Annotated in this window: 13 protein-coding genes and 1 pseudogene; 8 read left to right on the forward strand and 6 right to left on the reverse strand. The window is 70.4% G+C overall.

Features of this window, described 5'->3' with window-relative positions; all coding sequences use genetic code 11:
• Positions 1–112 precede the first annotated feature (112 nt).
• Positions 113–1,258: an acetyl-CoA C-acetyltransferase gene (locus tag AB0B89_RS00535; RefSeq protein WP_358545973.1), complete on the forward strand. Its 1,146-nt coding sequence runs from the start codon at positions 113–115 to the stop codon at positions 1,256–1,258.
• Between the two features lie 110 nt (positions 1,259–1,368).
• Here AB0B89_RS00535 and AB0B89_RS00540 read toward each other — a convergent pair whose 3' ends face one another.
• The 5 genes from AB0B89_RS00540 to AB0B89_RS00560 all read right to left on the reverse strand — a co-directional run bounded on the left by AB0B89_RS00540 (position 1,369) and on the right by AB0B89_RS00560 (position 5,301).
• Positions 1,369–1,635, reverse strand: coding sequence for a hypothetical protein (locus AB0B89_RS00540; RefSeq protein ID WP_358545975.1), 267 nt, complete (start codon positions 1,633–1,635; stop codon positions 1,369–1,371).
• 206 nt (positions 1,636–1,841) lie between these two features.
• The gene (locus tag AB0B89_RS00545; RefSeq protein ID WP_358545977.1) at positions 1,842–3,194 is read right to left on the reverse strand and encodes a HAMP domain-containing sensor histidine kinase; all 1,353 of its coding nucleotides are present in this window, start codon (positions 3,192–3,194) and stop codon (positions 1,842–1,844) included.
• Between the two features lie 34 nt (positions 3,195–3,228).
• Entirely contained in the window at positions 3,229–3,960 is a 732-nt protein-coding gene (locus AB0B89_RS00550; RefSeq protein ID WP_358545979.1) for a response regulator transcription factor, read from the reverse strand.
• A 14-nt stretch (positions 3,961–3,974) separates the two neighbouring features.
• On the reverse strand, positions 3,975–4,481 hold the full coding sequence (locus AB0B89_RS00555; RefSeq protein WP_358545982.1) for a hypothetical protein: 507 nt from the start codon (positions 4,479–4,481) through the stop codon (positions 3,975–3,977).
• An 88-nt stretch (positions 4,482–4,569) separates the two neighbouring features.
• Positions 4,570–5,301, reverse strand: coding sequence for a class I SAM-dependent methyltransferase (locus AB0B89_RS00560; RefSeq protein WP_358545984.1), 732 nt, complete (start codon positions 5,299–5,301; stop codon positions 4,570–4,572).
• A gap of 142 nt (positions 5,302–5,443) precedes the next feature.
• Between AB0B89_RS00560 and AB0B89_RS00565 the strand changes: the two genes are divergently transcribed.
• The 7 genes and pseudogenes from AB0B89_RS00565 to AB0B89_RS00595 all read left to right on the forward strand — a co-directional run bounded on the left by AB0B89_RS00565 (position 5,444) and on the right by AB0B89_RS00595 (position 11,971).
• Entirely contained in the window at positions 5,444–6,055 is a 612-nt protein-coding gene (locus tag AB0B89_RS00565; RefSeq protein ID WP_358545987.1) for an RNA polymerase sigma factor, read from the forward strand.
• Positions 6,042–6,851, forward strand: a complete 810-nt coding sequence (locus AB0B89_RS00570) for a hypothetical protein (protein WP_358545989.1) — start codon at positions 6,042–6,044, stop codon at positions 6,849–6,851. Before AB0B89_RS00565 ends, AB0B89_RS00570 begins: the two co-directional genes overlap by 14 nt.
• Positions 6,852–6,911: 60 nt before the next feature.
• Positions 6,912–7,361 carry a hypothetical protein gene (locus AB0B89_RS00575; RefSeq protein ID WP_358545992.1) on the forward strand — a complete coding sequence of 150 codons (450 nt, stop codon included), beginning with the start codon at positions 6,912–6,914 and terminating at the stop codon, positions 7,359–7,361.
• Positions 7,362–7,830: 469 nt separating this feature from the next.
• Positions 7,831–8,100, forward strand: a pseudogene (locus AB0B89_RS00580) (hypothetical protein); the annotation flags it as partial.
• 115 nt (positions 8,101–8,215) lie between these two features.
• On the forward strand, positions 8,216–8,335 hold the full coding sequence (locus tag AB0B89_RS00585) for a LuxR C-terminal-related transcriptional regulator (RefSeq protein WP_358546044.1): 120 nt from the start codon (positions 8,216–8,218) through the stop codon (positions 8,333–8,335).
• A 130-nt stretch (positions 8,336–8,465) separates the two neighbouring features.
• Positions 8,466–9,566 carry an alpha/beta fold hydrolase gene (locus tag AB0B89_RS00590; RefSeq protein ID WP_358545995.1) on the forward strand — a complete coding sequence of 367 codons (1,101 nt, stop codon included), beginning with the start codon at positions 8,466–8,468 and terminating at the stop codon, positions 9,564–9,566.
• Between the two features lie 8 nt (positions 9,567–9,574).
• Positions 9,575–11,971, forward strand: a complete 2,397-nt coding sequence (locus AB0B89_RS00595) for a GMC family oxidoreductase (RefSeq protein ID WP_358545997.1) — start codon at positions 9,575–9,577, stop codon at positions 11,969–11,971.
• A gap of 143 nt (positions 11,972–12,114) precedes the next feature.
• On the opposite strand, the gene AB0B89_RS00600 is transcribed toward AB0B89_RS00595, so the two are convergent.
• Positions 12,115–12,756, reverse strand: a complete 642-nt coding sequence (locus tag AB0B89_RS00600; RefSeq protein ID WP_358545999.1) for a DUF4142 domain-containing protein — start codon at positions 12,754–12,756, stop codon at positions 12,115–12,117.
• Positions 12,757–12,844: the final 88 nt, after the last annotated feature.

A 12,844-nucleotide genomic window follows, 5' to 3' on the forward strand; every position in this document is an offset into this window, starting at 1 on the left:
GACCCCACCGGGCCGTGACACGACTCTCCCATTCACGGAGGATTATTCTGTTGTAACCTCGTATAGACCGAACATTGCTCGGTTTCATGCGGGACGGAACCCAGGAGGCACTGTGGCAGAGGCTTACATCGTCGGGGCGGTCCGTACCCCGGTCGGAAAGAAAAAGGGCGGTCTGTCCACCGTCCATCCCACTGACCTCGCAGCCCACGCCCTCAAGGCCCTGGTGGACCGTACGGGCGTGGACCCCTCGGCGGTCGAAGACGTGATCATGGGCTGCGTCATGCAGTTCGGCCCGCAGAGCATGGACATCGCGCGCAACGCGTGGCTTTCGGCGGGTCTGCCGGAGACCGTGGCCGGCGTGACGATCGACCGGCAGTGCGGCTCGTCGCAGCAGTCGATCCACTTCGCGGCCCAGGGCGTCATGTCCGGCACCCAGGATCTGGTGGTGGCGGCGGGCGTCGAGTCGATGAGCATCGTCCCCATGGGGTCGAGCATCACCGCCGCGCTGGAGAAGGGCATGCCCTTCCCCTTCGGCGAGAAGTGGGTCGAGCGGTACGGCAAGCAGGAGATCTCCCAGTTCCGCGGCGCGGAGCTGATGTGCGAGAAGTGGGGCCTCAAGCGCGACGAGCTTGAGCGGTTCGCGTACGAGAGCCACCAGCGCGCCGCCAAGGCCGTCGCCAACGGCTACTTCAGGGACCAGATCGCCCCGATCAACGGAGTCGAGGACGACGAGGGCCCCCGGCCGGACACCACGCTGGAGAAGATGGCCGGCCTGAAGACGCTGCGCGACGGCGGGCAGATCACGGCGGCCACGTCCTCGCAGATCTCCGACGGCTCGGGTGCGGTGCTGATCGCGTCCGAGCAGGCGGTCAGGGACCACGGCCTGACGCCGAGGGCGCGCATCGTCACCCTCGCGCTGACCGGCGACGACCCCGTCTACATGCTCACCGCGCCGATTCCCGCGACGCGCAAGGCGCTGGACAAGGCCGGGCTGTCGATCGACGACATCGACGCGATCGAGATCAACGAGGCGTTCGCCCCGGTGCCGCTGGCCTGGCTCAAGGAGATCGGCGCCGACCCGGCCAGGACCAACCCGAACGGCGGGGCCATCGCCCTCGGTCACCCGCTCGGCGGCACCGGCGCCATCCTCATGACCAAGCTGCTCCACGAGCTGGAGCGCACGGGCGGCCGGTACGGCCTGCAGACGATGTGCGAGGGCGGCGGCCAGGCCAACGTCACCATCATCGAGCGCCTCTGACCACTGGCTTCGGCGTTGGGGGACGGCGGTGCCCCGCCCCGGGAAGGTGGGGCGGGGCACCGCCGTCTCTCGCGGTGTCCCCAAGGCTCGGGGACACCTTGGTGAGCCGGTCAGCGACCCTTCGGCTGGCGCCGAGGCGGCGTCACACGCCGTACGGGCGCGGGCGGCACCGGGATCCGGCGCGGGGCCGGAGGCAGCTGCCGCTCGGGCTGGGGAGAGCCCTGGATGGCGCCCGGCTGGATGACCGGCTGCGGAAAGCCCGCTTGGAGCCCCGGCAGGGAGAAGCCGGGCTCCGGAAGTGATGCCGTGGTGTCCTCGGTGGACCGCTTCGCCTGATCGGCCTTGGCGGCCTTGTTTCGGCCTGAACGTGCACGCATGGAAGTCTCCTCGCAGATGACGACGCGGCAGGGAACTCATGCCGGTCGGGAGCCTCAGCCGCCGCGTCTAGATGGACGGGACCAGAGAGCTGAGAGGCGGCGGATCAGTCACAACGGACTGATCGACGCGGGCATCAGGAGAAAATGCGCATGCCTCGAAGGTACGAGCCTCACTCCACCCGGCACAACTCATTTATCGAGTGGGGTCACCAGCGGGCGGCCGTGTCGGGGAGCTCTACGCGGACCACGGTGCCTCTGCCTGGGAGGGAGCGCAGGGTCGCCTGGCCGCCGTGGGCGGTGGCGATGGCCTGGACGATCGCCAGGCCGAGCCCGCTGCCGTCTCCGGGGGAGGCATGGTGGAACCGGTCGAAGGCCAGCGCCGCGTTCTCCGGGGACATGCCCGGCCCGTCGTCCGCCACCTCCAGGACCACCGGAGGCGCCAGCCGTACCGTGACCGAGGTGCCTCGGGGGGTGTGCGCGCGGACGTTGCCGAGCAGGTTGACCAGCACCTGGCGGATCCTGGCCTCGTCGACGACGGCGACCGTCTTGTCCGGCGCCTCCACGGTCACCGGATGATCGGGGTTGAGCGCGATGAAGTCGTCGGCCACCTCCATGGCCACCGCCGTCAGGTCGACGGGCGCCATGGCGAGCGGCGTGCCCTTGTCGAGGCGGGCCAGCTCCAGCAGCTCGGAGACCAGGCGCGTCATCCGCGTCGCCTCGTCCTCGATGCGCCGCATGACCTGCGGCACCTCTTCGTCCGGTATCGCCCCCTGCCTGTACAGCTCCGCGTACCCGTGGATCGTGGTCAGGGGGTTGCGCAGCTCGTGGGAGGCGTCGGCGGCGAACCGGCGCACCCGTTCCTCGGACGCCCAGCGGGCCGCGAACGCGTCCTGGATCCGGGTCAGCATGAGGTTGATCGTCGAGCCGAGGCGCCCGGCCTCGGACTTGCCCTCGGGCATGCGCGCGGAAAGGTCCCCGCCCTCGGCGACGAGTCGCGCGGTGCTCGCCATCCGTGACAGCGGAGCGAGCCCCTTGCCGATCAGGGACCTTCCGAGCAGGACGAGCAGGGCCAGGAGCACGGCCGCGGTGAGGATCTCGGTGATGACCAGGCGCCGTATCGACTCTCTGACCTCGTCGAGCGGCACCGCGACGACCACGATGCGGTCGCCCACGGTCATCCGGGCCGCCGCCGCCCTGAGACGGTCGGTGAGGGTGAACGCCTTCCCGGCGTCCGCCAGGGGCCCGAGCGTGGCGGCGCCCATCCTCTCCAGCGTCGCGGGGACGCTCGCGGCCTCCGGGTCGTCCCCGGATACCAGCTTTCCTCGCGCCGTGGTGAGGTTGAGCACGGCCACCGCGTACGTCGGGCTGGCGTTCACGAGCGCCATGTTGGACGCCCGTACGAGCCGTGCGGCGGAGACCTGCGCGGTGGCGGTGAGCGTCGCGTCCGTACGGTCGAGCATGTGCCCGTGGAGCACGACCACGCTGACGAGGGACAGCGCGGCGAGGCCGACGGCCGTGACGGACAGCAGGCCGGCGAGGAGTCGTCCGCTGAGCGTCATGGAAGGACCGTAGCGCCGGGCGTCATCGAAGCGCTCAGCGGTGCCCGGCGTCGGAGGGGCGCAGGGCGTACCCCACGCCGCGCTGGGTGTGGATCAGCGGCGGCCCGAGGGGGTCGAGTTTGCGCCGCAGGTAGGAGATGTAGGTCTCCACGACCTGGGATTGCGTGCCGAAGCCCCACACGTTCTCAAGGAGCTGGGCCTTGGTGAGGACCTGGCCGGGGTGCCGCATCAGGAAGGCCAGGAGTCGGAACTCGGTGGGCGACAGCTCGACCGGCGTGCCTCCCCGCCGGACTTCCCAGCGGGCCTCGTCGAGCTCCAGGTCGGCCACGGTCAGCACCGCCTGGTCGGCGGCGACCAGGGCCGCGTCCGCGCTGGACTCGCCGCGCCTGCTGCGCCTCAGCACGGCCCGAGCCCGCGCGACCAGCGCCTCCACCAGGAACGGCTTGGTGACGTAGTCGTCGCCGCCGAGCGTGAGGCCGTGCACGGTGTCCGCCGGGGCGTCGCGCGCCGTCAGGAAGATGACCGGTACTTCGTCCCCTTGGGCGCGCAGCCGCCGGCACAGCTCGAACCCGTCCAGATCGGGAAGCATCACGTCCAGCACGAGGAGGTCGGGGGCTCCCGACCGCACGAGCTCCAGCGCCTCGTAGCCGCGCGAGGCGCTCACCACCTCGAACCCGTGGAACCGGAGCGCGACGCCCACCAGATCGCGGATGTTGCGCTCGTCGTCGACGACGAGGACCCGTGGCTTGTCTGTCTGGTCGCTCATGCGTCCTTCGATCACTACTTGGAGCGTTTGGGGACTACCACTCCCTGCGCGGTGCGGGCGTCGCCGTCCGGCCGTCCCAGGACGAAGACCGTATCGCCCGTCGCGACCGCCGACGAAGTGGATTTGGCGCCATTCTTCCGGATTTTGGTGTCCGAGTTCACCGTCCAGGTCCAGCTCACGCCGTCGGCGCTCTTGACGGTGAGCGAGGTGGCGGAGGCGGTGGTCACGGCGCCGCGCTGCCAGGTGTAGGTGGCGAAGTCCCCACGCGCGCGGACGGTGGCCTCCCCGTGGACGCCGACGAGGCTACGGCGGACCCCGATGCGCAGCTTGGGGTCGCCCTTCGGCGCCGCGGTGAGAGCGACGGCCTCGTCCGCAGCGGAGTCGGCGGAGTCGGCGGACAGCAACTCGTACGGGACGCCCGCGGGCGCGGCCTGGCGCGCCACGGCGACGCCACCGAGGGCTCCCACGGTCAGCGCACCGGCCAGCGCACTGCCGATCACTGCTTTGGATACGTTTGTCATGTCCCCAGATCACCTCCCCGGGCTAGGAGAAGTGACAGGAAACCCTGAGATATCCCGGTGAACCACGATCCACCGGGCACCGCGACGCCTAGCCGGGGACGCGGGCCACGCAGAAGACGGTCTGGCCGAACGGCGGCCGGACGAATCGCTCGATGAACCTCGTGGTCGGGACCACCGTGCGGTCGTAGATCTTGACCAGGCGCGGGTCGGGGTAGCCGACGCCGCCGCGGCGCACGGCCGCCCACCAGGCGATGCCGCCCAGGAAGTTGATCGGCTTGAGCACGTCGGCCTTCAGCCCCGCCTCGGCGACGGTCTTGCCGAGGGTGGTGGGGGTGTAGCGGGTGACGTGCCCGACCTTGCGGTCGAAGTCCCCATAAAGCTGCATGTAGCCGGGCACCCAGATGATGATCCGGCCGCCGGGCTGGGTGACCCTGGCCAGGGAGCGGAGCGCCTCGACGTCCTCCTCGATGTGCTCAAGGACGTTCATCAGGACCACGGTGTCGACCGGGTCGGCGAGCGGGATGTCGGTGGGGAGGCCGAACTGGAGCACGTCGATGTCGTCGCGGCCCTCGAAGCGCTTGCCGAGCTGCTCGACGCAGTAGGGGTCGAAGTCGCTGACCACGAGCCGGTCGAGACGCGGCAGGAACTGCTCGGCGAAGTGGCCGAGACCCGACCCGATCTCCAGCATCGACCTGCCGACGTGCGGGGCGACCATGTCGAACTCGTACTGCCGGTAGTTCTTGGCCTCGTCGCCACCGAGGTGGTTCTCCAAGGCCTCGTCACCGGCCGCCGGTTGCACCACGCGGTCATACCCAGACATGCGTTCCCGCCCAGCTTCTCTCACTCAAAAACCGCGGCCCCACGGGGGACCACGGCCACGGATGGGCTCCGAGTCTAGCTGTCCCGCTCCGCGAGGGTTCCAACTTCCCCGCGAGCCGGACCGGAAACAATGTTGCCTGCCCTTGTCCATCCTTTGCGCAAATGGCGGATGGAAACTAGCTTTTGTCGCTGAAGGATCAGTCAAGGAGCCCCCGACGGACGACGACGAGGCGATAGCCCGGTCCCTGGCCGGAGACCTCGCCGCCTACGAGGTGCTGGTCGCGCGCTACAGCGCGGTGGCGCATCGTACGGCCGCGCTCCTCGGCGCCGGGGACGAGGCCGAGGACGTCGTCCAGGAGGCCTTCGTCAAGGCGTTCCGGCATCTGGCGGGGTTCCGGCGCCAGGCTCCCTTCAAGCCGTGGCTGCTTCGCATCGTGGCCAACGAGACCCACACGATGACCCGCTCGCGCGGGCGCCGTGCCGACCTCACGCTGAAGATCGGCGCGGAGCCGGAGCTGCGGACGCCCGCCGATCCCGAGGGAACGGCCATCGCCACCGATCGGCGCTCCCGGCTCCTGGACGCGGTGCGCACCTTGCCCGAAGGGGAACGTCAGGCGGTGGTCTGCCGGTACTTCCTTCAGTTGACCGAGGCGGAGACCGCGGAGGTCCTCGGGTGCCCGCTCGGCTCGGTGAAGTCCCGGACGTCCCGGGGGCTGGCCAGGTTGCGGAAGGAGGTGGGCGATGATCTCTCCTGACGACTTCGAGGCCGAGCTGCGAGCGCTCGGCGAGGCCCTCGACGTCCCCTCCCCGCCCCCCGCCGACGTGGCGCGAGCCGTACGAGCCCGCCTCGCGCGGCTCGGCCCGTCGCAGGACACCGAGCGGCCGGAGCAGGCGGAGCCGTCGGACCGGCCGTCGGCGCGGACGGGGCCGTCCGGGGGGAGGGGGCCGGTACGGCGGCTCGGACCGGGCCGGCCGAGGTGGCGGTGGGTCACCGCCGGGGTCGCGGCGTTCCTCGTGGTCCTGCTCGGGTTCACGCCGCAGGGCAAGGCCGCCGTGGCGCACGTCCTGCGGTTCGCGGGCGTGGAGATCCACGTCGGCGAGCCGGGTCCGCTGCCTTCGGGCGTGCCGCGCCCGCTGCCCGGCGAGAAGCGCGTCTCGCTCGGCGAGGCGCGGAAGATGGCGAAGTTCCCCGTCGTCGTGCCCGCGGAGCTAGGGGACCCGGATGACGTCCGGGTGATCGAGTCGGGCCGCGTGGTCTCGCTGCTGTGGCCCGGGGTACGGCTGGACGCCTACGACGGGGTGCTGAGCGTTGTCTGGCGCAAGGATCTCGGCGAGCCCTGGCCGCGGGAGGTCACGATCGGCTCCTCGCCGGGCTGGTGGATCGCCGGCCCGCACGGCCTGACGTACATCCCCAGTGGCGGCGGCGCGACCGAGACCCTGGAGCGCCGGGCGGGGCCCACGCTGATCTGGCAGCGCCCCGAGGTCGCCTACCGCCTCGAAGGCCCCTCCGACCCGGCCCGAGCCCAGGAGATCGCCGAATCCATCCGCTAGGTGCCGGGTGGGGGCGGAGGGGCGGTCGGCCCGGTTTGGGGGTCGGTGGTGGGTTTTGTGGTGGGTTTCTGGGTTGGTTTGGAGGAGGACGGCGGGGGCGGGGGAGCGGTCGGGCCGGACTGGCCCACCGGGGTCTTCCTCGGCTTGGCGGTCCTGCTGGGGGAAGGCGGCTTCGAGGGCGCCCGCGAGGAGGCGGGCGGAGGCGGAGGCAGGGCCGTCCGGCGGCTGGACGGGAGGGCCGTCGTGGACGGGAGGGCCGTCGGCCGGGTCGACGGGGGCGCGGGCTTCTTCGTGCGGCGCGGCGCGGGTTCGGTGGCCGGCGGCGGCGGGGGCGAATCCACGCCGATCGACAGTTCGGAGGCGGACGGCGTCGGGCTGCGACGGCCGCCGGCGCTCTGGATCGCGGCGGGGGAGTCGGAGCCTGAGGAGTCGGGCCAGGCGAACCAGATGCCGGCTCCCACCGCCACGACCAGCGTCAATCCGACGAGGATGGGCCCGCGCCGGTCGTAGCCGAGCCGGCGCCGGGTCGGCTCCTCGTCGTCGTCCATATCGATCGAGGTCTCCCACGTGCGCCATCGGTCGGCCCGCGGACCGTTTCCTGTGCTGGAATCGCCGGCATACGGCGGACGACGTCGCGCTGAAGGCTCATCCCAGTTGTCTCGCACGATGTTCGTCTCCGGGGGGCGGGATCGACGTCTGCTGTCTGGTGCACATCGCGACGATCGTCACTACTTGTGCATTCATGTGTGGGTAACGACCACTAGGCAGTCAACAGAGTATAGAAGTTTGTTATGTAACAAAAGTGATATCAGAAGCTTGCCCTTCCTCCCGTATATTTCTGACTGCTTTGCTAGTACCGGATTTATCATTTGCAACTATGTCAGGAGAGCTGAGCCCCGTGCTGAGGAGGGATGATCCCGCCGCGCTGGAGCGTCTGTGCCGCGAGTACGGCGATCATCTCTACGACTACTGCCAGTCCATGCTCGACGACGAGGACGCTCTCAGCGCGACGGTGGGGGCCCTGTACGGGGCCGTCGCCCACACCGACCGGCTGTACGACGCGACACGGCTGCGCGCCTGGCTGTACTCCCTGGCCAGGGCGGAAAGCCAGTCACGGCTCGCCGGGGTGGCGCACAAGGGCTCGTACGCCAGGCAGGGCCGCGGAGGGTCGCCGGAGCTGGCGGTCGAGGTGCTCGCCTGCCTGGAGCCGCGCGAGCGCGAGATCCTCGACCTGACACTGCGCCACGGACTCAAGGCCGACGAGGTCGCCCGGGTCCTCGACATCTCGGTCCGCGCCGTACGGGCTGTCGCCCCGGGAGCTGGAGATCGCGACGCTGGTCGCCGAGGGGCTCACCAACCAGCTCATCGCCGAGCAACTGTTCCTCAGCGTCCGCACCGTGGAGACCCACCTGTCGCACGTCTTCGCCAAGCTCGGCGTCGGCTCGCGGGTCGGGGTCGCCACCAAGCTGAACCGAAACCCCTGAATCGGAGTCTCATATACGGAATCCCCTGCTCCGGGTACGGGGTTCCCCGGAGTTATGTACGGGGTTTCCACGATGCCGTACGTGCCCGGCGGTTGGCATTGTTGGACCGGGTCACGAGGAGGACGGTCAGATGGAGCACCGCATACCGCGGTACACGCTTGAGGGCGTGAGGGGCGCCGAGGTGTCGGTGCATCCTTTCTCGACCGAGGACGAGCTCGGTCTGACGCTGACGAGGTTCCTCGCGCAGGAATCCGACGACGTCGTGCTGCTCGTCCACGGGCTGACCTCGTCGAGCGACATGTTCATCATGCCGGAGCACCGCAACCTGGTGAGCTACCTGCTGGACAGCGGCTTCGGCGACGTCTGGACGCTCGACTTCCGGATGAGCAACCGGTTCCCGTACAACATGGAGACCCGGCGGCAGACCCTGGACGACATCGCCGCCTACGACCACCCGGCAGCCATGAAGGAGCTCCGCCGTCACGTTGGGGCACGGCGGATCCATGTCATAGCGCACTGCCTGGGGTCGGTGTCGTTCCAGATGAGCCTGTTCGGAGGAGCGGTCGAGGGCGTCACCAGCATGGTCGCCAACAGTGTGGGGCTGACCCCGCGGGTGCCCGCCTGGGCCCGCGTCAAGCTGGGCCTCGGTCCGCTCCTCCTGGAGTACGCCCTCGGCCTGTCCTACCTGGACCCCCGGTTCCACGACGCCCCGCCGCTGACCCGGCGCTGGCTGCTCGCCCGCGCGATCTCGTTCTTCCACCCCGAGTGCCGGGAGCCCGCCTGCCACATGCAGAGCTTCATGTGGGGCAGCGGGCGCCCGGCGATGTACCGCCACCGCAACCTCGCGTCGCGCACGCACGTCCACGAGCGGCTCGCCGACCTGAACGGCGCGTCCGACGTCAACTACTACCGGCACATCAGCAAGATGGTGCGGGCCGGTCACGCGGTGAAGTGCGACCCCGGCAGCCTCGCCCTCGCCGGCCTGCCCGACGACTACCTGGAGCGGGCCGGCGACGTCGAGACGCCCGTGCTGTTCATGACCGGCGACCACAACGACGTCTTCACCGACTCCAACATCGTGTGCCACAAGGTGCTGTCGAAACTCGCGCCCGGCCGCCACGAACTGCAGATCCTGGCCGGGTACGGGCACATCGACCCGCTCATCGGCAAGGACGCCCACGTGGACGTGTTCCCCCGCGTCCTCGACTTCCTGAAGCGCAACGCGGGCTGAGCGACCTCATGAGCACAGCGAGAGGGGCGCACGCGGGCGCCCGCGAGAGTGAGCATGTCGACGCGCTGGTCGTGGGCTCGGGCTTCGGCGGCTCGGTCGCGGCGTACCGCCTCGCCTCGGCGGGGCTGTCGGTGGTGGTGATGGAGAGGGGCCGCGCCTACGCGCCTGGCATGTTCCCGCGCAGCCCCGCCGAGATGGGCAGGGCCTTCTGGGATCCCAAAGAGGGCCACTACGGCATGTACGACGTGTGGAGCTTCGGCGGCTGCGACTCGGTGGTCTCCAGCGGCCTCGGCGGAGGCTCGCTCATCTACGCGAACGTGATGATGCGCAAGGACGAGCGCTGGTTCGTGCACGAGGAGCCGATGACGGCGGGCGGGTACGAGTCGTGGCCGGTGGCACGGGCCGATCTCGACCCCCACTACGACGCGGTGGAGCAGATGATCGGCGCCACGCCGTACCCTCTCGACCACCCCGTCTACTCCGACACCCCGAAGACCAGGGCCATGCAGGACGCCGCCGCCGAGCTCGGGCTCGACTGGCGGCTCCCGCCGCTGGCCATCAGCTTCTCCCCCATCAGGGGCGCCGAGCCGGGGCTCGGGCTCCCCATCGCCGAGCCCGGGTACGGCAACCTGCACGGCGTGCCTCGCCGCACCTGCCGGCTGTGCGGCGAGTGCGACATCGGCTGCAACGACGGGGCCAAGAACAGCCTCGACCACACCTACCTCTCCGCCGCCCGCCACCACGGCGCCGACCTGCGCACGCTCCACGAGGTGCGGGCGATCCGGCCGCGCGCGGGCGGCGGCTACGAGGTGAGCTACCGCCGGTACCACCCCGAGAGCGGCCCGCGCGTCATCAGCTGCGACCGGCTGGTGCTCGCGGCCGGCACGTACGGCACGACGTACCTCCTGCTGCGGAGCCGCGCGCGGCTCCCCGGGCTGAGCGGCACGCTCGGCAGCCGGTTCTCCGGCAACGGCGACCTGCTCACGTTCCTGCTGCGGGCCAAGGACCGCAGCCGCACCCGCACGATCAACGCCAGCCGGGGCCCGGTCATCACGAGCGCGATCCGCCTGCCCGACGACGCCGACGGCACGCGCGAGACCGGCAGGGGCGCCTACATCGAGGACGGCGGATACCCGGCCTTCATCGACTGGCTGGTCGAGGGCGCCGACGTGGGGCACGAGATCCGGCGCGCCGCCCGCTTCATCGCCGACCGCCTGCGCGCCTTCGTCACGCACGACACCAACCTGTCCGCCGAGATCGCCGGCCTGGTCGGCGACGGAGAGCTCTCGGGAAGCTCCCTTCCGCTGCTCGGCATGGGCAGGGACGTACCCGACGGAGAGCTGCGGCTGCGCGACGGCAGGCTCGACGTCAAATGGAGCTCGCAGGCGAGCGAGGAGTACTTCGACCGCCTGCGCGCGACCATGCGGCGCATCTCGGACGTGCTCGGAGCCGAGCAGTCCGGCCTGCCCGCGTGGCTCGGGAAACGCATCATCACGGTTCACCCGCTCGGCGGCGTGCCGATGGGACGTCACCCCGGCGAGGGCGTCTGCGACGCCTACGGCGAGGTCTTCGACCATCCCGGGCTGTACGTCGCCGACGGCGCCGCCCTGCCGGGGCCTGTGGGCGCCAACCCGTCGCTGACCATAGCGGCGCTCGCCGACCGCATGTGTACCCGGCTGCTCGAAAAACGGCCTGTGGGAACACAGCACAGGAAAGAAGGACAGGCTCGAATGACCGTGGGAACCGGAGGGGTGGAAACCGCCCTGTCCGAGGAGGCGCTGAGCCTCGTGGCGGGCGAGCCCGCCGAGCGTACTTCGCTGTCGTTCACCGAGAAGATGGCCGGATTCGTCTCCCTCGGCGTGACCGACCCCCGTTCCGGTGGCCTGACCGGACGATCCGACGGTGACCGGTTCTCGTTCCGGCTCACCATCGACGTCGACGATGTGGACCGTTTCCTGTCCGAGCCCGAGCACCTCGCCCGGGCCGAGGGATGGATCGACGCCGCCTTCTGCGGGGGCAGGCGTCCGATCGAACGAGGATGGTTCAACCTCTTCGCGCCGGGCGACACTCCCGACCGGCGCGAGATGCGTTACCGGCTGTGGTTCACCGACCACGAGGGCCAGGCCCGCACCCTGGCCGGCTGGAAGGACGTACACCACGGGCCCGCCACACGGCTGTGGCTCGACACCTCGACCCTGTACACGCGGTTGCTGCGGGGTCACGTGCCGGAGGGCGGGGACGACGGGGCGGTGGTGGACGGCGCGGGGACGCTGCGCATCCAGCCCCTGGACCTCGCCGCGACCCTGAAGAGCTTCGACACCGAGGGCCCGCACGGCGTCGCCGCGCTGGTCCGGTTCGGGAAGTTCTTCGTCGGTCAGCTCTGGGACGTCTACGGACCGGGGTGAGGCGGAAACCCCGAGGCGGCCGATCGGTGAGAGGGAGGTGGATCCCCCGCCGATCGGCCGCCGGTCCCGGGGGTTCGGCGGCGCCGGTCGCGGTCGACGCGGTGCCTGGGTGAAACAGATGGCTCTCTGGACGCCTTCGTCCCCTATTTGGAGGGGTTAGGGGAGGGAGGCGGGGGTGTGGGCAGCGCCGCGAAGTCGACCTTGCCCGTGCTTTCGAGGAGGGTCATGTGCTTCATGACCACGTCGACCGCGACCTGCGCGAAAGCGCGGATCTCGGAGTTCTTGGTGCCCGCGCGGACCAGGGCGACCGCCGCGAACACCTTGCCGTGCGCCGCTCGCAGGCGGTCGGCGAAGGTCTTGTCGTAGGCCTGGCCCGTCTTGGTGGACAGCTCGGCCATCCACCCCTGCTGGTCCTCGTTCGGCGTGCTCGGCAGCTCGACGTTCAGCTTGGCGGCGAGGGCCCGCACCTGCTCGTCGAGCTTGGTGTGGTCGGCGACCAGCATCTGACCGACCTCCTTGACCCGCGTGCTCCCGGCCCGCTGCTGCGCCTGCTGCCCGGTCGGGATCTCCCAGAGCCCCGCCTGCCGCACTCGAACGAGGAAGTCGCGGTCGGCCGGCCCGAGCGGGCCCGACTCGGTGTCGGTCCAGTCGGCCGGGGAGTCCCCGCTGGCCGAGGTGACGGCGTTCGGCGCGATCATGAAGACCGCCACCGTGGCGATGACCAGGAAGGTCAGCGCCGCGAGAACCTCGACGAGCCGCATGGACCTGAGTTGAAGTCGGTTCACCGATGCCCTCTCCCTTTCGTGTCCCGGATCCCTACCGGCGCGCTTGTCAGGAGGAGGTACGGGGGGAAATCGCCGATGGTTCAACCAA

Source organism: Sphaerisporangium sp. NPDC049002, from assembly GCF_040649355.1.
Taxonomy (GTDB): domain Bacteria; phylum Actinomycetota; class Actinomycetes; order Streptosporangiales; family Streptosporangiaceae; genus Sphaerisporangium.

Coding starts and splice junctions, on each gene's coding strand:
- AB0B89_RS00540 (WP_358545975.1), bottom strand. CDS start 1,635: ATGCGTGCACGTTCAGGCCGAAACAAGGCCGCCAAGGCCGATCAGGCG.
- AB0B89_RS00545 (WP_358545977.1), bottom strand. CDS start 3,194: ATGACGCTCAGCGGACGACTCCTCGCCGGCCTGCTGTCCGTCACGGCC.
- AB0B89_RS00550 (WP_358545979.1), bottom strand. CDS start 3,960: ATGAGCGACCAGACAGACAAGCCACGGGTCCTCGTCGTCGACGACGAG.
- AB0B89_RS00555 (WP_358545982.1), bottom strand. CDS start 4,481: ATGACAAACGTATCCAAAGCAGTGATCGGCAGTGCGCTGGCCGGTGCG.
- AB0B89_RS00560 (WP_358545984.1), bottom strand. CDS start 5,301: ATGTCTGGGTATGACCGCGTGGTGCAACCGGCGGCCGGTGACGAGGCC.
- AB0B89_RS00570 (WP_358545989.1), top strand. CDS start 6,042: ATGATCTCTCCTGACGACTTCGAGGCCGAGCTGCGAGCGCTCGGCGAG.
- AB0B89_RS00590 (WP_358545995.1), top strand. CDS start 8,466: ATGGAGCACCGCATACCGCGGTACACGCTTGAGGGCGTGAGGGGCGCC.
- AB0B89_RS00595 (WP_358545997.1), top strand. CDS start 9,575: ATGAGCACAGCGAGAGGGGCGCACGCGGGCGCCCGCGAGAGTGAGCAT.